The organism is Laspinema sp. D2d (assembly GCF_025370755.1).
Lineage (GTDB): Bacteria > Cyanobacteriota > Cyanobacteriia > Cyanobacteriales > Laspinemataceae > Laspinema.
In genome coordinates this window covers 268,176-286,057 of sequence record NZ_JAMXFC010000001.1, presented here as the reverse complement: position 1 = coordinate 286,057, position 17,882 = coordinate 268,176, and the positions used below count along the sequence as shown (strand labels likewise).

The following is a 17,882-nucleotide window of genomic DNA, read 5'->3' as shown; positions in this document are numbered from 1 at the left end:
TTTTATCCCTCAGTGACCCCCCCAGGAGCAACTCCTCCTTGGGATTAATCCATCCAAGTGAGGTCCGTTGTCGAAAACGGCGGGAAAGTGGTTTGATCGGCCGTCGTCGGACGAGAGATTCTCATGGGTAAATTTTTCGGGTTGGACGCAGGCTGTTTTTGTTGAAGGTGAGTCAACTCTTTGAGGGCTTTTTCATTCGCTGCCGCCAGTTGAATGGCTGATTTTTTGGTCTCCTCTAATTCGGCACGAACTTTAGAAAGTTGCTGAACCTCTTGAGTGAGTTGTTGATTGACTTTTTTTTGTTTCTCCAACTCAGCGGTTAACTTCGTTTGGGCCGTTTTTTCCTGTTCAGCAAGTTGTTTTACAGTGCTTAATTCTGACTCTAGTTGTTTCACTTGAGTTTTTTGGTCCTGCAATTGCTGCTGCAAATTTGCATTAAGGCGACCAAATTCTTCATTACGCTGCTCGGCTTGATTGAGCTGACCCTCTAAATTTTGGATCAGACTGCGATATTGCTCCAATTCTGATTGAACCTCAGCCAGGGTACGATCCAAAGCACCATCTTTGTCCCGTGCTTCCTGTAATGCCGCTTGCAACTCAGTCACCGTAGTTTGTAACTCCGAACCGGGACTTTCTCCAGTCCCCTCAATCAGTTCCATTTGACTATTTTCCGCCAATTCTACTTCCGAATCGGTGGTTTTTTGCGCTTCATTTCTGATTAAATCGGCAATTTTTTTTCTAGGCATCAGTTTCTCCAATCACGCTGTAATTCATCAGCTACGCGACGATAATCCGCCTGAGCTTCTTTTGCATTTTTGCCACGCCATTGGGCGATCGCCACTCCATCGAGGGCCGCCCGTTCATGGGCTTTAAAGGTCCGAATAAACGCATGGCAGGTGGGGATTCCTTCTTCCATCAGCGTGTTTTGAGCCTCCAGCGCCTCCCCCAAGGACCGGGAATCCACCCGAGTCAGAACCACTCGATGCGCCACCGCCACAGGGACGATCGCCTCGCGCACGGTTTCAATGAGCGCCGCTAAATCCATCGGCGCAGGGGGAGTCGGCAACAGCACATAATCCGCCGCATTTGCTACCGCTGCTAACGCCTGCGATCGCAATGCTGGAGGAGTATCCACCACAATTAAATCGTAACCTTGAACCTGGCGTAATTGACTCAAGAGACTCGGATCCGTCTCCTGCGCCAGATCGAAAGCAAAGCCTTTTTTGCTACGCTGAACCCACCACGTTGCTGAAGCTTGAGGGTCAGCATCCACGAGAAGGATGCGCTGTTGCTCGGCAAACGTAGCAGCGAGATTGACTGAAGTCGTGGTTTTCCCTACCCCCCCCTTGCCATTAATAATTGCAAGGATTCGGGTTGCGGGAAGGTCCGGGGTTGCAGATGACGGTTTTGACAAAACGACGATTCCTCAAAAGCGCAAAGAGGCGATCGCTTTTACTATACCCCTTGATGCACCCCAAATTCATGACAGTTTGTAACAGACTGGAGGCCCTATGTCTCCAAATTGCCAATCCTATAGAATAATACTCCCATCTCCCCTATCTCCCAATTCTCCCCCATCCCCCAATTCTTCCAATTCTCCCTACTCAGAACCGAACCATGCGATCGCAACCCAACTCACCCCCCCTCGGCGCTCAACGAGATTGGATTTGGCGCGGATATCAAATCCGTTACACCTACATCCGATCGCCTCAAGCGAAAGCGAATGCCATCCCCTTAATTTTCCTACATGGATTTGGGTCTTCCTTGGGACAATGGCGGTTCAATTTAAGACCAATTAGCGAATATCATACCATTTACGCCTTAGACTTTTTAGGCTTTGGTGCTTCCGAAAAAGCCTCCGCCAATTATCGCGTCAGTTTATGGGCAGAATTAGTCTATGATTTTTGGCGGAGTTTCATTGCAAAACCCGCTGTTGTTGTCGGCCATTCGCTAGGTGCATTAATTGCTTTAACAACCGTAGCAACCTATCCCCAAATGGCCCAAGGATTAGTCATGCTCACCCTACCCGATCCGCAACCGAGACAACCCCCAGCTTGGGCGAGAGCGATCGAGCAATTTTTCTCGTCCCCCCTGCTATTATGGCCTTTATTTAAAATCGTCCGTCAACCGGGTTTATTACGGGTTGTTCTACAAAAAATCTATCAAAATCCTGGCTTGGTTGATGATGAATTAGTCGAACTCTTTGCTAACCCAGCCCGCGATCGGGGCGCATTACAAGTCTTTTATCGCCTCTCCCTCACCCGTAGCGATCCGGAATATAGTCCCATTCTCAAAGATTTGTTACCGGGATTAACACTCCCTATTTTATTACTTTGGGGAGAAGCGGACCGGATTGTTCCCTTTAGGAGTGCAATGCAAATGGCTAACTTAAATCCTAATATCCAATTGGTCACAATTCCCGATTCGGGTCATGTAGTTTATGATGAAAGTCCGGAATTTGTCAATCAAGCGATCGTCGATTGGGTAGAAAGAGCCATTGAATAAAAGAGAGCCAGAATAGACCGTTGACTTTCATTCGAGGCTCGATTCCGCCCACCCCTTTCAAAAACGCCAAGGGGCTTTTTAGGATTTTACCAAAGGGTTAATAATTCAAAGGGAAAGTAGTCAGTAATACCCACCGGATTGCTGCTAAAATCTCGGGGTTCTAAAAAAAGCAGGGCTTAAATTGTAATCCCCTCAACTCTGCTATAATCAGGGCTAACTTTAAACCAAGGAGGGCCTAGTGGGAAGAGGAAGACCGGGGGGAAACCCAGACTTTGGTAAATCACTCAGCTTTCGGACTGAGCGCAAAGAGCCGCTGAGTGCACTGATCACCATTCGCGTATCCGAACGCTTTCGCGATCGCATTAAACAAGACCCAAACTGGGCAGAAAAAGCGCGTCAAGTCCTAGCTGAAGCTTTTGGGATTGACTATGAACCCTTCCCCAAACCTTCAGAACAGTCTGACGTTTAGAACCGGGATAAGGAATTCTACTCTAAATTTTTATTCTACCGTTGCAGACCGCCAACAGCTATCAACCCAGAAGCTTGGGGTTTCTAAAAACACGAACCAGAAACCCCATTTTAGTTTTTCTGGGCTATTGTAAAAATGCGGACATTTCATCCATAATTTTCAGTGTATTAGGGTTTTAAATATTGTTATAAAAACCCTAGGGTAAAAGTGATTATTTTTTATAAAAATTCTAAATTATTATCAGTAACTTAACAACATTATTACAGATTTAGGATGCTCCAATTTGGCAGAGGTTTCCCCAGGAGTCTTCGCCCCTGTCAACCCGTCCATTTAGGTCCCCATTCCCGCGACTTTCTGGCCCATCCCCAGAGGAGAATCCAGTGGGGTCAGGAATGGTCAAAGGACCCGGGGAAGGAAGAAGGGGCCTAATTGGGATGGAGAGCGATCGCCCCAAAAAACCCGCTTCCCGTTCTAGGGCAGGAGTTTCAGCAGAGTTTGTCCAAAATTCCCACAACCGGCGGTTTGCTTTAGTAAAATAAGCATGACCTGTTGTCAGGAGCATTTCCCAACCCCAGTTGGCGAGCCCTGTGCCCACTTCTCCACTTAAAATCTCTGTATGCACTACCGATTGCCACAATTTAGCCGGAAATATTTTCTCTTGTATGGCATTCAAAAGATAAACCCGATTCCGTGATAGCTTGCGTATTTGGTCCAAACGGTTCCCATCCTCAAGATTTGCGCCCTCCTACTACAGAGGGGCGATCGCAATTGGAGTCGGCAATCATCTGACCCTCAGAATTCTGCTGACCTTACCCCCACTGCAATCAGGGTTTCCCGACACTTTTTCGGTAGGCATACATTTTCTATGAAAAGCGACCAATTCGATTTATTGCGCTCTAATGAACTCGAACCGCTGAATGGATTGCATCGCCCTTCAGCATCTCTCAGCGATGATTTATTATTAATTGAATGGTTAGAAAAAAATCCCGACTATGTGGGACTTGTTAAACGGTCCAGACGGCAAGGATGGTTTTGGAATTTATACTATTCCCTCAACCCTAAACCCCCCATTCTCTACATTTTAGGCTTTCTCCAAGCCAACCCCCGGCATTTTGATGGAGAAGCCTTTGTCCCCAGAGATGTCCGCCGAGATTCAGAAATTACCGCCGATATTGTCTCTGGTGCCACCTTAATTAATGCTATTACCAACTTTCCTATTCTGTTGTTTGCCTTTAAAGGGATAGGAAGTGTTTGGGTAGCCCCAGTCGCCGGTTTTATCTTAAACCTAATTCTCCTCAATTGGACCAACCTTGCCGGAACTGCCACCGCTGGAAACCGACCCGGTAAAAAATATTGGGCTCAGGTAGGGTTTGCCGGATTTTTACTCATGAGTATTCTGCAATCTTTCGTAGCGGGAATTGGTTCAGAACTCATTAACAACCGTCCCGCCTTAAGCTACAAACTGGCGGAAGAATTAATCGAAGAACATGACCGCAAAATTCGCCAAGTCGAACCCAATACCGACGCCTACGAACGCACCTTTGCTCAATGTCAGGAAAACCTCCAGCTTTTATCCCAAATTCCGCGTACCGATCCGCGTTGGGATTCTCTCTACGTCGAAACGAATGGGTCTGTAGCCGATCGCGAACGGGATTGGAGTCGGGTCCCGGAGGAAAACTTGCCCCTCTGTCAAAAAGCCGATCGCATCCGTAGCGAAACCTTTGCTGTTAGAGAGGACTGGGAAGAAAAGCTAAAAACTCGCAATGAACTCGGAAATGACCTGATTTTTCTCAACCGAGAATTACCCCTAATTTTTAGCCGATATTTTAATGAGTATGGGGAAATTACCTCGGGGGTTGAAGAAGTTCGCCTCGCCTCTAGTAACTTCTTCGGAAATCTAATTGCGCTCAATTTTTCCCGCCTAGGATTTTCGTTATTTTTCTTTTTCCTCTCGACAATTACGAGTCTAACCGCTTGTTATATCACCGTTGCTCATGCGCGGGGTAGAAACACCAAAATTTCTCATAATCCCGAGGTAGAAACTGCAGTAAGAGAGTGGTTAGAAATGATTCGACAAATGAATTTAAATCGCCACCGACCCAACCCCTCTAAAGAAGAACGGTATGAGGAACGCCTGATTGCTCGCTTTACCTCCCAATATCGTCAAACGGGGATTTGTGACTATCCGGTATTAGAAGGAATTGCCTATCGCGCTCATCAAGGTACTCTCTTTTTACCGGAACAACAACAATTGATTTCTGATGAAATTGACCGGACTTTGGATGATATCTACAAAGCTGTTTCCGCTTTAGAATACAAGTTCTGCGATTTACAGAAATTTGTCGCCATGAGTGACCCGGAAATCATGCAGAAGACTTTAAAGGTGGAAATGCTGATGAAGTCGGACCTGAAATTGCTATTTAAAGCCCTGCATTATTTATTGGACAAGGCCCATAAATATGCCGTCTCTAATTACGGCCAGTGGGAGTATTTAGAGAGTGATGATGCCGAAAAAGCCCGGAAATTAATCAAGCAAATTATCAAAATCCGGAAAGCGCTGAATAAAGAAGCTCATGTTAACTGGGTAATGAGCAAGCCGACGGAGTTTGGACGGAGTAGAGCTTGTCAGCGAGTCCGACAGAAATTAGATGTGTTGCCCGGATATTGTTATGAACTGGGTTACATTACGCAGCAAAAATTACTGGATAAAGTTGTGGTCAATCGTCCTTCAGTTTAAGCGAGGGGTTTTGACGTTTTGATCCGGATGAGTCGGTTGAGTTGATGTGGGTAACTCAACCGACTTTTTTCTCGGGAGAGAATTTTTTTAAGGCGCGATCGCACCTGGTAAAGAACTCCGATGAAATCCAATGGTTCCTGTTGACTTGCCAGTTTACAGACTGTCTGGATTAAGGGGATTTTTCCAGGTTATATCTTCTGGCGATCGCCCGGTGATGATTTGACCTAAATCCTGACAGCACAAGCTAATTTTGCTCTTGTTCGGGGAAATATCCAGGAAGACACCCCGACGGTGTAACAGTCACTTTAAATACTTCCACATCCCCTCCCCACTGTAGGACAATCACCCCCTACAGTCAAAGTATCAACGGTTGTCAAGATTTCATTCACCAACCGACTCTTATGAAACGAATTCTTCAGTCTGTTGTAACTCGGTCTGCTTTGTCCGTTGTGATGATCATCCCTGCACTCCTCTCCAGCAGTGCCGCTCATGCCGAAGGATTACAATCCCTCACCGGCAAGCAAGGAATGGCGGGTCACTATATCGGTGCGGGTCTCAGTGGCAACGTTCACAACTGGGATGAAGGACAAGGCAGTGAAAGCTATGGCGGTAACGTCCAAGGTCGTTATCAAGTTCCTAATTCTGCCTTATCCGTGCGCGGATCAGCCTTGATCAATAATAATGCGGCAGCATTGGTCCCGATGTTATCCCTCGATGTACCCGTGACGAATAACGCTAATTTATACTTTGGCGGCGGCTATTCCTTCATCACCGATCGCGGGGAACAAACGGCGCTGGGTAACCAAGATGCCTTAACGGTTGCCACGGGAGTGGAGGCAGTCCTTCAGGAAAACGTTGTTCTGTTTGGAGATGCCAAAGTCGCTTTTGATGCTTATCGAAATACAGATCAAGCCGCTTTTAGCCTGTTGGTGGGTGCGGGTTATCGCTTCTAATTGTTCTAATTTTGTCCCTATTTGGGCGGAGTGTGGTGTGACACTCGGTTAAATCGTCAGTGAGAAAGAGCAGTCGGGTGGGTTATACCTCCCCGACTGCTCTTTTTTGGACAATTTTTGCGATCAGAGCCCAAGCAGTTTATAAAAACCCACAGCCTAAAGGGTCTGGCGACAGGGACAAAGCCAGCGGACGCAGTGTCACAGAGAAATACTACTTTTGACAACCGGATTGGGTATTACTGGATTTTTACAGGAAATACCATTTTCCCGGTTTCTCATTTCTTCCTCTAGGTAGAGGAAATTTTATTATTTTTTATCAAAAATAAAGTCATTACTCACTAATTTTTAGCAAGTTTAAGAGATTTTTTAAGAATTTCAGGGACATTTTTTTATTGATTGTCTCTGCTGGCAGATTTTTTATCTACATCCCCGGAGCTTAACCATGTCTGAAACTAAACCCAAGCCCGTTGATTTTTCCAATGCTAAAGAACCGCCGAACTCTCTTGATTCTGCGGTGGATACAACGGCAGAAAATGCTAATTTGGACCCGAAATTTGATTTTTATAAACAACAGGACGCGCCGGACAAACAAAAGGGTACGATTTCGCCAGGGGAACGGATGATCCAGGAGACTTGGATGCGGGGAGGACGGTAAGACTATGAGGGGAGGAGGGGAAAGTTTGGGGAAGAATTGCGATCGCCGCTTGACTGGATGCTGAGTTAGATCACACCCATTTTTGGGGCGATCGCAGATTGTAGAAGTATCTAAACTTTACTCCTGATTAACTACCATGAACGGACAACAAACCCCCACAACTCACGAACCGATTCAGTCATCGGAAGAATTGGAAAAAGCCTTTCAAGAATTGGGTCGGGCCTTTACAGTTTATTGGGCCTGGAAAGCGACGGGTTTGCTCGATCGCCAGCCTTCGGACTCCAGATGTGATGATACCCCCCACCGGACCCCACCGGACCCTCCTGCTGGGGATTCGGGTTAACCCGCCAAAGGGCCGCAGGAACCTTAACTCGGCTCCCTCGGTACTCGCTGATGCTCCAAGAAGGGGTTGCTCACTTAGGCAACTCCTCTCTCCTCGATCGGGTTACTTTAAGCGCTTCAATGGAGGGGCATTGCCGTTGAAACGTGAGCGTCACTCTTCCCCTATCAAGAGAATCAACCCGAATGCAAAATTCCCAAGTAATCCTCCGAACCCCCTTAAAAAGCGGGGTTTTTTCAATTAGACAAGAACTCTAATGGTTTATAAAATGTAAATAAATATAACAGATTGACGTCAAAGCTGTCAAATTCGCTTATAACGATTCGCAAGGGTGTCCATCGAAGTTGAGCAATAAAAGGTAAAAAAGTTCATAATAGAGGCAATTCAAGCCCCGCCCTGTTTGTCTTGACCTCAAGACATTCCTAGGCGGGGTCTAGGCGGGTCTAAACAAATCATTATTCATGGGAAAATTCATCGGAAAAAAACGGTCCCTGACTACCCAGCTTACCGTCTCTGTCACGACTTTAACCCTTGTCGCGATGGCGACCATTACAGCGATCTCGATTTGGAGTCAGCAACAGACTCTCCGCAAACAACTCGAACAACAAGCCGATCAGTTACTAGAGGCAATCTCCATTAGTGTCGGCAATGCCGTGACGGGAGAAAATGAAGAGTTTCTGCAAACCCTCGTGGAAGAGAACCAGCGACGAGAAATCGCCCTTTCTACGCGGATTTATCAAACCGACGGACAAGTAATTGCCGAAGATTCTCCCCAGACGGAAGCCAGCCCAGAAGCGGACTCCTTTGTTCCACAACTGCTAGAGACCAATCGAACGCTATTTCGTTGGCAGGATAACCGTTTGATTGCGGGGAAAGCGGTTATCGTAGAAGGCAACCCAGTGGCTGCCCTGCGGATTGAGCTGTCTACGTCCCTGTTAGATCGACAAATGTTTGTAGCGATCGCCACGGGACTTCTAGCCATTCTGGTCACCGGGTTTGTGGCTGTGATTGTCGCTCGCAAGCTGGCCCAGTCGATCACCGGACCTTTGTATCAGTTGGGTTCGGCCACGGAAGGGATTGCCGAAGGGGACTTCACCCAAACCATTGAAATTCCTGCCTATGAGGAAATCGGTCTGCTGACTCACTCATTCAACACCATGAGCGATCGCCTCCGCGAGCTATTTGAAAACATGGCCGATCGCACGGCGGATCTGCATCAAAGCGAAGCTAAAAATGTAGCTTTGCTCATGGCAATTCCTGATTTAATGTTTGGATTCAGCGAAGATGGCACGTTTATTGATTACAAAGGAGGAAGAGGGGATACTATCTTAAAACCCCAAGGAGAATTGTTACAAAAAAGTGTGGAATTAGTTTTTCCACCGGAACTGGCGGATCTTTATTTAAAATATGTGAATAGCGCCTTACAAACTCGGGAGATTCAGGTTTTTGAATATGAGTGGTTTATCAACGGCAAGCGTCGCCATTTTGAAGCCCGGTTCGCGGTTTGTGGGCAAGATGAAGTGTTGGCGATTGTTCGGGATATTACCGAAGGTAAATTAGCTCAATTTGAATTGCAACAAGCTAAGGAAGCTGCCGAAGCGGCGAATTATGCCAAAAGTGTCTTCCTTGCCAATATGAGTCATGAACTGAGAACTCCTCTGAATGCCATTATTGGTTATACCGATTTGTTGGAGGAAGAGGCAGAAGAGTTAGGCTATGAAGATTTTATTTCCGACTTGGACAAAATCAGACAAGCTGGAAAAAATTTGATGGGAATTATCAGCGATGTTCTGGATATTTCCAAGTTAGAAGCGGGGAAAATGACGTTATGCTTAGAAACTTTTGATATTTCTACGTTACTGTTAGAAGTGCAAACGACCGTTTTGCCTTTAGTCCAGAAAAATGGCAATAGCTTGGAAATCCAATGCCCGCGCAATATGGGCAGTATGTATGCCGATCGCACCAAGGTTAAGCAGGTGTTGTTAAATCTGCTAAGTAATGCAGCCAAATTTACGGAATCCGGTACGATTTCCATGTCCGTGAAAAAGATTAGAAAGGAAAAACCCACCAAGGATGAGCCTACTTCCTCTCCGGTGATCTCGGCTTTGGACTCTTCCTCAGAATCGGAGGAAGTAAACGCCACTGAATATGCAATTTTTCGGGTAAAAGATACGGGAATTGGAATTACCCCAGAACAGAAGCAGCATATCTTTAAGGCATTCGCCCAAGCTGACCCCTCCACAACCCGTAAATATGGCGGGACGGGTTTGGGTTTGGCGATCGGTCAACGGTTTTGCAAGTTGATGGGGGGTAAGATTTTTGTAGATAGTCAGTCAGATACAGGCTCAACCTTCACCGTCTGTCTCCCCGTCATTGTCAAACCCCCCAAGAATGTAGCCTGGTCGGTAGAAAAGTATAATTAAGCTGAGGGGGTGTGGAAGCTAGAGCAAGGGAGTTGAGGGGAGAATCAGCCAGTCTTTTAGGGGGAGGGCAAGATTTGATCAAGGGCGAAAAAACCCCCGGTTTCCGGCTGTGCGATCGCCGTCGGTAACGATTCAGGTGCAGGGTCTTCAGTGTGATCGCTATTCTGGCGAGCGGTGCATCACCCCCATTCCTCCTGTGGATTTTACGGATGGACCCCTACCCTAAGTTTCCCCGGAGAGTTCTCCCCAGAAGGTTGCACCCGGTTTCCCTTCTATGCCAGAATTTTTAACCATTTCCTGGTATCAGATTTCAAGATTTGTAAGCAGACTTAAACTCTTTTTTAACGGCATAGCTTGAGTTTTTCTGCAATTTTTTCGGGGCCAGGAAAAAAAACTGTAACATTACGGAGGGATTGATCCCCTAGACATCGGGTCTAAGGGATTTGGTAGAATGAGCCAATAAGGTAAGTATTTTGCATCGGATGGACTTAAAAGGGCAGTCAATCTGATGGGATCCAGGGTAATCAGTGAGCAGAACTACTTGCCATCGCCCCAAAGTCAGAACGTCCAAGCTGACAGCAGATCCGGTTGATGAGCTAGGGCATCGGTACAGGATGAGATAAATGGGACAAGAAACCAGGTTTGTGGCCCAAAAAAAGTTACTCATGAGTAAAAATTTGGTGAACAAGCCCGCTTGTCTACCTCCCAGTTATAGATTCAGTTCAAGGCGCGTCTCCGGGGACCGTTTGCTTCGTCCAAACCAAACCGCCCTTTGTTGGGAAAAAACAGCGGTGGCGCTCAAACGCTCATTGAGTGGCGATCGCGCATCTATGCCCCTTTTGATTCAGGGACTCTCAATTAACCGAACCCCTATCCCTCCCCGAGGCCATAGGTCGGCGAGCATTTCATAATACCATTGAGTTCTTAATCTACCATCGCTGTGCCAACCCAAACCATAACCTCATGTTCAAAACCGACTTAAGAACAATCGCGCAGGTGAGTGCGATCGCCCCGGCGATCAAGTGGGGTTGTCCATCCGTACCCGCATCGTCCCAAAACCTCTCCCTATCCCGTATCACGAGGGTCCCGAGTACCACCGGCGATCGTCTCCTTCTCCTGGATCGAATCACCTCTCCCCACCTTGATAGACTCCACAGCCAGAAGGTCCAAGCTCAACTCCCCCAGTTTGCCGAAACTGTTCAACTTGAGAGATTGGCTCCGCCTCGATGTCAGGTCGAAATGCCGGAGTTATATGCAAGGCTAAACCCTAGGTAAGTGGCATGGTTATCTTTAACAGGAAAAAAGGTCTTTCCCTTGCCAGTAAACTAACGTTAGCCATGACCACGTTAGCCATTCTCACCGTGGGGAGCGTCACCGGGCTTTTCCTTCGCCGCACCCAACAAAATTTTCGCAGCGAACTCGAAAATCAAGCGGAGATCGTACTGACGACCTTAGCCGTGACCACTGCTCATGCACTCCAGAACCAACAGGGTGACTTTTTAGAAGAAATCCTAGAACAACTCGGCAATGAGCAAATTTTGGTTGTAGGCCGCATCTATGCGACGGATGGACGAATTGTAGCCAATATTTATAGTGATGATATTGGGCGCTACAATACTGAACCGGATGCCTTTGGCGTGATTCTGGTTAACAGTAACCAGACCGTTTTTGAATGGCAACGCGATCGCCTCATTGCAGGGAAAGCCGTCATCCGAGAAGACCAACTCCTCGGAGCCGTCAGTATTGGCCTCTCCACGGTCGAATTGTGGGAAAAAATGGCAGCAGTTCGCAATCAAGGGATCATCGCCGCCTTGAGCGCCTCCCTCGCAGGCACCCTCTTCGCCTTGTTGCTGGCGCGTTCCATCACCCGACCTCTACAGGAAATGACCGCAGCCACTGAGCGCCTTGCCGAAGGGGACCTAGATCAAACCATCGTCGTTGGCAGCCATGATGAACTATTTCTCTTGGCGGAATCCTTTAATAGCATGACCGAACAACTCAAAACCTCGATCGCCACCCTAGAGGAGCGTGCAGAAGCCCTGCACCAAAGTGAAGGCAAAAATCGCGCCCTTTTAGAAGCGATTCCAGATTTAATGTTGCAATTTAGTCAAGATGGCACCTTCATGGACTTTAAAGGCGGAAGGGGCGATACCCTCCTCCGACCTGCCGGAGACTTATTAACTCAAAATCTCGACAGTATTTTACCCCCAGGATTAGCCCGTCTCTATTTAAAATATGTCCATATTGCCCTAGAAACTAATGATATTCAGGTGTTTGAATATGATTGGTTTATTAATGAAACCCGCCGTTATTTTGAGGTCCGCATGGTGGTCAGCGGTCATCAACAAGTTTTGGCAATTATTCGAGATATTACGGGGAATAAGTTAACCCAATTAGAATTAGAACAGGCCAAAGAAGCGGCGGAAGCGGCGAGTCATGCTAAAAGTATGTTTTTAGCCACCATGAGTCATGAGTTGCGAACTCCCCTGAATGCGATTCTTGGCTATAGTGACTTGTTGCGAGATCAAGCTCAGGAAGATGGATTAGAGGAGTTTGTCTCAGATTTAGACCAAATTCATCAGTCAGGTTTGAATTTGCTCACAATTATTAGTGATATTCTGGATATTTCTAAAATTGAAGCCGGTCATACGAAGCTGTATTTAGAACGGTTTAATATGACCGCCCTGATTGCCGAAGTTCAAAGCAATACCCAAGTGTCAATTCTGAAAAATAGCAATCAATTAGAGGTTAAGTATGGAGATGACTTGGGGACGATGACTGCCGATCGCACCAAGGTAAAGCAGGTGCTACTCAATCTACTGAGTAATGCCGCTAAGTTTACCCATAATGGACAAATTACCTTTTCTGTAGACCGAATTGAGGCTGTTACTCCCAAGGGAGAACGGGACCCGAATCCCGATGCAGCTATCTTTGTCTTTACCGTGACTGATACCGGGATTGGTATGACACCCGAACAAATCGAGAAAATCTTTCAACCGTTTGTCCAAGCCGATGAGAAATATACTCGCAAATATGGCGGGACAGGTTTAGGGTTGGCGATCGGTCAAAATTTCTGTCACATGATGGGCGGTAGTATTACCGTAGAAAGTCAACCCGGAGTCGGGTCTAGTTTCACCTGCCACCTTCCCGCCGTAGTTCACAAACCCGAGGGGTGTTAGCTCAAACCGCACCCTTATGGCTTAAGGTTTTTGCTCTTCACCCATAAGGGTGTAGTAGGTTGCTGCTGGTATAGCCCTCTTCTGTCAATCTACTGGACAGTGAAAAGTTCTGTGAGATAATTAACTAGGGGCCTTCAACGGCCTAGTTCGTCTGTATATGGCTTGAAGCTTGAATGACTCTTTTACGCTGCGCTTATCTTAATAAAGACTTTTACCTAAGTATTTCTGCTTGGTTCTTAACTGGGATGCTCTGACCTAGTTCATAGTGTTTTTCAAACTATTAAAGTACATTTTGGGGGTCTAAATCCCCCTTGAAAAGGGGACTTAGGGGGAGCTTTTATAATTGGATTAGCTCAAAAACTGCTATATTATATCTCTTATCCCATCCCCTCCACCTTGAAGAGGAGGATTCAAAAATTAGAAAAAGGCTTAACCCAATGACGGGCGATCGCAGCATCTAATAGAACTCTGGCTACTGCAAACATTAAAATACTTTCAGTCGCCATCACTGCCACTGGAAACACACTATTCGGATTGCTTAATCCCACTTCAACTTGAGCCAATCCCCGTACTAATCCGAATGCAAATACCGCCCCAGATTTGAGGTGAGGATTAACATCATCCCGGATAATATAACGGTAAGTCACTCCAAACAAAAAACCTGCTACCCCCGCACTTACTGCACTCAACCATAACCGCTGCCATTCTGGGAAAATCGCCCAACTCTCAACCCCAGGAGATAACATCAACTGATTCCCCAAACTCGTCACCCCGAAGGCGACTGCTACGGAAAATCCTGCGATCGCCCCCGCCTTAATTGATTCAATCCGTTCCGTCATCAGTTCCATTTGTCCCTCTAGTCAATCCAGCATCACCTAATTCTGAGTTTATGAGATTTCTGGCAAATTTCCAAGCGATTCGCCGATTTTTAACCCACAACCTGTCCCGGTTTATGGGAACGAACACAGATAAAACCCGGCGATCGCATCAAATGTTCGTATCCCTCAGCATCCGCTATTTTAAAAGATTCTGTCGGCTGGGGTTCCAGAATTCTATCCAAACAAAATCCCGCCTGAATTAAGGGATTTAAAATTGCTTGTAACGGTCGTCGATAGGATTTAATAATCGGGTAAGGTTTACCAAACAAGCGCCATTCCATGACAAAATCTTCAATTTTGAAGTAATCTGCTGAGGTGACATTTTGGCTTTGACTATATATAAAATCTGCGGTGGGATGACCACAAGAAAAGACTAAAATTCCGTCGGACTTGAGGACCCGAAAGAACTCACAAAATACAGGATACCAGTCTAAAAGATAGTCTAACACTAAGGGACAAACTACTAAATCAAAGCTGCGATCGCCTGCAAAAGTTAGAGGCTGCTCCAAATCGGCACAATACACTTCAGCCGAATTTCCCACCCGTTGCCGAGTTATTTCCACCATTTTCGGTGTGACATCACAGGCGACTACCTCTGCACCGAGATCGAGTAACCATTGGGTGTAAATTCCCGGACCGCATCCCGCATCTAAGACGCGCAATCCTTGTACATTATTGGGCAATAAAGACAGGGTGGCGGGACGTTCATAATAGGCATTATGAGGTTTAGTTTCAATCGCTGCCGCATACCGTTCCGCAAAGTTTTGATAATTTTCTTTTCCTAAAGAGAGGGGTTGATTTTCACTCATGGTTAAAAGGGTTTCCCTAATGCGATCGCGCTAATGACCTCAACCAAATGGAGCATAAAAATGAGGAATGAACTATCACTCATAAAACAATGATTCATCCCTCATTTTTGATAGGTATCCGGTTAGGGAAAGTCATCGGTTTAAAGCCGCACTCTCCCTACGTCAAGTCTGACAATTTACAAAACCTTATGAGTGTACTCGTGTTGCTTAACGTTATCTTCAGTGCGAACAATGTTATCGGAATTCAGAACCCGCTTGCGATCGACTGAATAGTTCAAATCGCGATAAGTTGCCCCCAGGGCGATCGCCTCGCAAGCTTGAGGACGATGTTGATAGGTACGAACTGTCGAAATCGCCCGTTCTATAAAATCATCACAGAATTGAGCATCAGCGGGAAACTCGGCCAACAGTTTCGGTTGATCCCCCTCCAACACTGCACCCAGAGTAGTGGCACAAGCCATTTCATAAGAGGTCGGAATTCCCTTAAGAATCGCTTCTAAAGCGGCAGAAGGGATCGGTTCTACAATTTTGACCTGATGGACTTCCCCATCTTCTTTGAGAAAACAAGTTGCCAAACCAACGACTAAATAATCTTCGGTTGAGACATCAGGCGCGTTCGAGTAAGGAGTTGCAACGGACATGATTTATTACCAACAATTCAAGGACACGCACTATTGGCTTGCATTTTAGCAAGAATTGTGGACCACTCCTATTTCCTGCCTATTCTCGTGTCACGGTGGAGCCATGACACGAGAAAGGTTATAGAATAGGTTCCAACTCCCGCAACCCCTGAACATCGATCGCGGCAAGATGCTCATAGGCGGCGTCAATCACCCGTTTCCCGCGTAAAAAGCCCGTACTTGCCCCGGGACAGATATAGTGCAAGCTATCGGGTGTAAATCGCTCTTGCAGCGCTTTAAGGGACTGAATTTGGCGAGTCCAGTGAAACGTTTTAGAGGTTCGCAAGGGTATGGGTTCTCCCTGCGCGTTTGGTAGTAAATGCCGCCCCACAAATAGGACCCCACCATGACCCCCATAATATAAACAGGAGGACCCTGGTGAATGACCGGGCGTCCAAATTCCCTGACAATGGGGACTCAGGTTACAATCTTTCTCAAACGTCTGTAGGGTCAATTCGGGCAGTAAATAGGCTTCCCATTCTTGAATCACTACTTGACAGCCCGTTGCTTTTTGAATTTCCTTGACTTTGGAAATCCCCCCCCGATGGCTCAAAAATAGCCACTGCACGCCGCCTTGCTGAGTCAGGAATTCCGCTGTCGATTCATCCCAGGGGGGACAATCTACCAGGATATTGGCGTTGTTTTCTACAATAAGATAAGCTGTCGCGCCTAGGGTCTCTCGATTGGGAGAAAAGGCAAAAATATTATCAAAGACAGCCCGTGGTTGTTTGGGCATAGCATGATTCTCTGGTTTCTGCTTCTAGGATTCATTACATACATTATTCTGCGGCAGCGTGTGGCACACCTGACGCGCACTCCGGTTTGGGTGTTATGGTTGGCATTAATGGCCCCTGCATTCCTGTGGATGACTTGGTTAATCATTCATGGCGATCGCACTCCCTTACCCACTGAAGTTGCTCTCGGTTCCTTTGTGGTATCGCCCCTGATTTACTGGATCCTGTTTTTCTGGGGTCGCCGGGATCTTCCCCCTCCCTTAGAACAGGATTCACCGGGTGAGCCCGCCCCAGAATCTGCCGGAATCAAAGCGGTATCTCGCCTACGCCCTCCCGCCAGTGCCCAGGAATTACGGGCGCTGAATGATGGAGAAGAACAGCAACTGCGGGAATGCTTTGATTGGACGGTTTATGCCTTGCATCAGATTGATTACCGTCCGCAAGCGGTGATTTGTCGGGGTCAGTTGCGATCGCCCCCGGAGTCCGCCTATCACAAAATTCGGGCCAAAATAGAAGATAAATTCGGCGATCGCTTCTTAATTATTTTTCAGGAAGATTTAAAAGGTCAACCCTTTTTTATCCTCGTTCCCAATCCCGGACAAACCCCATCTCCCGAGGACTTAAATAAACCTCTAATCGCCCTATCCCTAGCCGCGATTACCCTGTTTACCACCAGCTTGTTCGGGACGGAACTGGCTGGGTTTTCTCTGGATCAAGTCCAATCCAATCCGAGTATATTGTTCCAGGGGCTACCCTACGCCGTCGCCCTGATGGTTATTCTCGGCATTCACGAATCGGGTCACTACTTGACCGCAGTTTTTTATAAAATCAAGACAACCCTGCCTTATTTTATTCCCTTCCCCTTTTTGTTAGGAACCTTCGGGGCGTTCATCCAAATTCGATCGCCCATGCCGAATCGAAAAGTCTTATTTGATATCAGCATCGCCGGTCCCCTGGCTGGATTCGTCGTCACCCTACCCCTCCTATGCTGGGGATTGGTTCATTCCACCGTGGTCCCCATGCCAGAGAACGCCGGAATGTTCCAAATCACTGCCCTTGACCCCAAAAGTTCCCTCATTCTTACCCTGTTGAGTAAACTCACCCTGGGATCACAACTCACCCTCACCAGTGCCATTCACTTACATCCCGTTGCCGTTGCCGGATACATTGGGTTAATCGCCACTGCCTTAAACCTGATTCCCGTGGGTCAATTGGATGGGGGACATATCATTCATGCCATGTTTGGGCAGGTGAAAGCCGCCCAAATTAGCCAAATTACCCGGTTTGCCTTCCTCGGACTCTCGTTGGTGCAACGCGGATGGATTATTTGGGCGATTCTGTTATTCTTCATGCCGATTGTGGATTCCCCGGCCCTGAATGATGTTAGCGAACTGGATAATCGCCGAGATATCTGGGGGTTACTAGCGATCGCCCTGTTATTAGCGATCGTCTTACCCGCACCCCGACTGATCACCCAGTGGTTAAATATAATTTGAAGCGCCTAGCCTCATTTCCCCTTG

At 47.0% G+C, this 17,882-nt stretch carries 17 protein-coding genes; 9 read left to right on the top strand and 8 right to left on the bottom strand.

Annotated elements, in window-relative coordinates; genetic code table 11:
• Window positions 1-44: 44 nt before the first annotated feature.
• Window positions 45-746, bottom strand: a complete 702-nt coding sequence (locus NG796_RS01250; protein ID WP_261204096.1) for a hypothetical protein — start codon at window positions 744-746, stop codon at window positions 45-47.
• Window positions 746-1,414 (bottom strand): ParA family protein, encoded by a 669-nt coding sequence (locus NG796_RS01245; RefSeq protein ID WP_261204095.1) that lies wholly within the window; start codon window positions 1,412-1,414, stop codon window positions 746-748. Before NG796_RS01245 ends, NG796_RS01250 begins: the two co-directional genes overlap by 1 nt.
• A gap of 203 nt (window positions 1,415-1,617) precedes the next feature.
• Here NG796_RS01245 and NG796_RS01240 point away from each other — a divergent pair, with 203 nt between their 5' ends.
• The gene (locus tag NG796_RS01240) at window positions 1,618-2,505 is read left to right on the top strand and encodes an alpha/beta fold hydrolase (protein WP_261204094.1); all 888 of its coding nucleotides are present in this window, start codon (window positions 1,618-1,620) and stop codon (window positions 2,503-2,505) included.
• A 238-nt stretch (window positions 2,506-2,743) separates the two neighbouring features.
• The gene (locus NG796_RS01235) at window positions 2,744-2,974 is read left to right on the top strand and encodes a hypothetical protein (protein ID WP_261204093.1); all 231 of its coding nucleotides are present in this window, start codon (window positions 2,744-2,746) and stop codon (window positions 2,972-2,974) included.
• A gap of 268 nt (window positions 2,975-3,242) precedes the next feature.
• Here NG796_RS01235 and NG796_RS01230 read toward each other — a convergent pair whose 3' ends face one another.
• Entirely contained in the window at window positions 3,243-3,647 is a 405-nt protein-coding gene (locus NG796_RS01230) for a hypothetical protein (RefSeq protein ID WP_261204092.1), read from the bottom strand.
• Window positions 3,648-3,839: 192 nt separating this feature from the next.
• Between NG796_RS01230 and NG796_RS01225 the strand changes: the two genes are divergently transcribed.
• The 5 genes from NG796_RS01225 to NG796_RS01205 all read left to right on the top strand — a co-directional run bounded on the left by NG796_RS01225 (window position 3,840) and on the right by NG796_RS01205 (window position 10,082).
• The gene (locus tag NG796_RS01225; RefSeq protein ID WP_261204091.1) at window positions 3,840-5,711 is read left to right on the top strand and encodes a hypothetical protein; all 1,872 of its coding nucleotides are present in this window, start codon (window positions 3,840-3,842) and stop codon (window positions 5,709-5,711) included.
• Window positions 5,712-6,112: 401 nt separating this feature from the next.
• Complete coding sequence (locus tag NG796_RS01220) at window positions 6,113-6,664, top strand: porin family protein (protein WP_261204090.1); 552 nt, start codon at window positions 6,113-6,115, stop codon at window positions 6,662-6,664.
• 442 nt (window positions 6,665-7,106) lie between these two features.
• Complete coding sequence (locus tag NG796_RS01215; protein ID WP_261204089.1) at window positions 7,107-7,319, top strand: hypothetical protein; 213 nt, start codon at window positions 7,107-7,109, stop codon at window positions 7,317-7,319.
• Window positions 7,320-7,455: 136 nt separating this feature from the next.
• Window positions 7,456-7,662, top strand: coding sequence for a hypothetical protein (locus NG796_RS01210; protein WP_261204088.1), 207 nt, complete (start codon window positions 7,456-7,458; stop codon window positions 7,660-7,662).
• 458 nt (window positions 7,663-8,120) lie between these two features.
• The gene (locus tag NG796_RS01205) at window positions 8,121-10,082 is read left to right on the top strand and encodes an ATP-binding protein (protein ID WP_261204087.1); all 1,962 of its coding nucleotides are present in this window, start codon (window positions 8,121-8,123) and stop codon (window positions 10,080-10,082) included.
• Window positions 10,083-11,011: 929 nt separating this feature from the next.
• Here the strand turns inward: NG796_RS01205 and NG796_RS01200 are convergent.
• On the bottom strand, window positions 11,012-11,212 hold the full coding sequence (locus tag NG796_RS01200; RefSeq protein ID WP_261204086.1) for a hypothetical protein: 201 nt from the start codon (window positions 11,210-11,212) through the stop codon (window positions 11,012-11,014).
• A 150-nt stretch (window positions 11,213-11,362) separates the two neighbouring features.
• Here NG796_RS01200 and NG796_RS01195 point away from each other — a divergent pair, with 150 nt between their 5' ends.
• The gene (locus NG796_RS01195; RefSeq protein ID WP_261204085.1) at window positions 11,363-13,261 is read left to right on the top strand and encodes an ATP-binding protein; all 1,899 of its coding nucleotides are present in this window, start codon (window positions 11,363-11,365) and stop codon (window positions 13,259-13,261) included.
• A 410-nt stretch (window positions 13,262-13,671) separates the two neighbouring features.
• Here NG796_RS01195 and NG796_RS01190 read toward each other — a convergent pair whose 3' ends face one another.
• From NG796_RS01190 to NG796_RS01175, 4 genes are all read right to left on the bottom strand, one after another.
• The gene (locus NG796_RS01190; protein WP_261204084.1) at window positions 13,672-14,109 is read right to left on the bottom strand and encodes a hypothetical protein; all 438 of its coding nucleotides are present in this window, start codon (window positions 14,107-14,109) and stop codon (window positions 13,672-13,674) included.
• A gap of 80 nt (window positions 14,110-14,189) precedes the next feature.
• Window positions 14,190-14,948, bottom strand: coding sequence for a class I SAM-dependent methyltransferase (locus tag NG796_RS01185; protein WP_261204083.1), 759 nt, complete (start codon window positions 14,946-14,948; stop codon window positions 14,190-14,192).
• A 176-nt stretch (window positions 14,949-15,124) separates the two neighbouring features.
• Window positions 15,125-15,589, bottom strand: a complete 465-nt coding sequence (locus NG796_RS01180; RefSeq protein WP_261204082.1) for a hypothetical protein — start codon at window positions 15,587-15,589, stop codon at window positions 15,125-15,127.
• A 118-nt stretch (window positions 15,590-15,707) separates the two neighbouring features.
• Window positions 15,708-16,364 carry an MBL fold metallo-hydrolase gene (locus NG796_RS01175; RefSeq protein WP_261204081.1) on the bottom strand — a complete coding sequence of 219 codons (657 nt, stop codon included), beginning with the start codon at window positions 16,362-16,364 and terminating at the stop codon, window positions 15,708-15,710.
• Between the two features lie 3 nt (window positions 16,365-16,367).
• On the opposite strand from NG796_RS01175, the gene NG796_RS01170 reads away from it, so the two are divergent.
• Entirely contained in the window at window positions 16,368-17,858 is a 1,491-nt protein-coding gene (locus NG796_RS01170) for a site-2 protease family protein (protein ID WP_261204080.1), read from the top strand.
• The last annotated feature ends 24 nt before the right edge of the window (window positions 17,859-17,882 follow it).

Bases quoted from the DNA above. Each gene is read 5' to 3' on its own strand.
- NG796_RS01190 (WP_261204084.1), bottom strand. From the start codon at position 14,109: ATGGAACTGATGACGGAACGGATTGAATCAATTAAGGCGGGGGCGATC.
- NG796_RS01240 (WP_261204094.1), top strand. From the start codon at position 1,618: ATGCGATCGCAACCCAACTCACCCCCCCTCGGCGCTCAACGAGATTGG.
- NG796_RS01180 (WP_261204082.1), bottom strand. From the start codon at position 15,589: ATGTCCGTTGCAACTCCTTACTCGAACGCGCCTGATGTCTCAACCGAA.
- NG796_RS01220 (WP_261204090.1), top strand. From the start codon at position 6,113: ATGAAACGAATTCTTCAGTCTGTTGTAACTCGGTCTGCTTTGTCCGTT.
- NG796_RS01195 (WP_261204085.1), top strand. From the start codon at position 11,363: ATGGTTATCTTTAACAGGAAAAAAGGTCTTTCCCTTGCCAGTAAACTA.
- NG796_RS01205 (WP_261204087.1), top strand. From the start codon at position 8,121: ATGGGAAAATTCATCGGAAAAAAACGGTCCCTGACTACCCAGCTTACC.
- NG796_RS01250 (WP_261204096.1), bottom strand. From the start codon at position 746: ATGCCTAGAAAAAAAATTGCCGATTTAATCAGAAATGAAGCGCAAAAA.
- NG796_RS01185 (WP_261204083.1), bottom strand. From the start codon at position 14,948: ATGAGTGAAAATCAACCCCTCTCTTTAGGAAAAGAAAATTATCAAAAC.
- NG796_RS01210 (WP_261204088.1), top strand. From the start codon at position 7,456: ATGAACGGACAACAAACCCCCACAACTCACGAACCGATTCAGTCATCG.
- NG796_RS01215 (WP_261204089.1), top strand. From the start codon at position 7,107: ATGTCTGAAACTAAACCCAAGCCCGTTGATTTTTCCAATGCTAAAGAA.
- NG796_RS01175 (WP_261204081.1), bottom strand. From the start codon at position 16,364: ATGCCCAAACAACCACGGGCTGTCTTTGATAATATTTTTGCCTTTTCT.
- NG796_RS01170 (WP_261204080.1), top strand. From the start codon at position 16,368: ATGATTCTCTGGTTTCTGCTTCTAGGATTCATTACATACATTATTCTG.
- NG796_RS01225 (WP_261204091.1), top strand. From the start codon at position 3,840: ATGAAAAGCGACCAATTCGATTTATTGCGCTCTAATGAACTCGAACCG.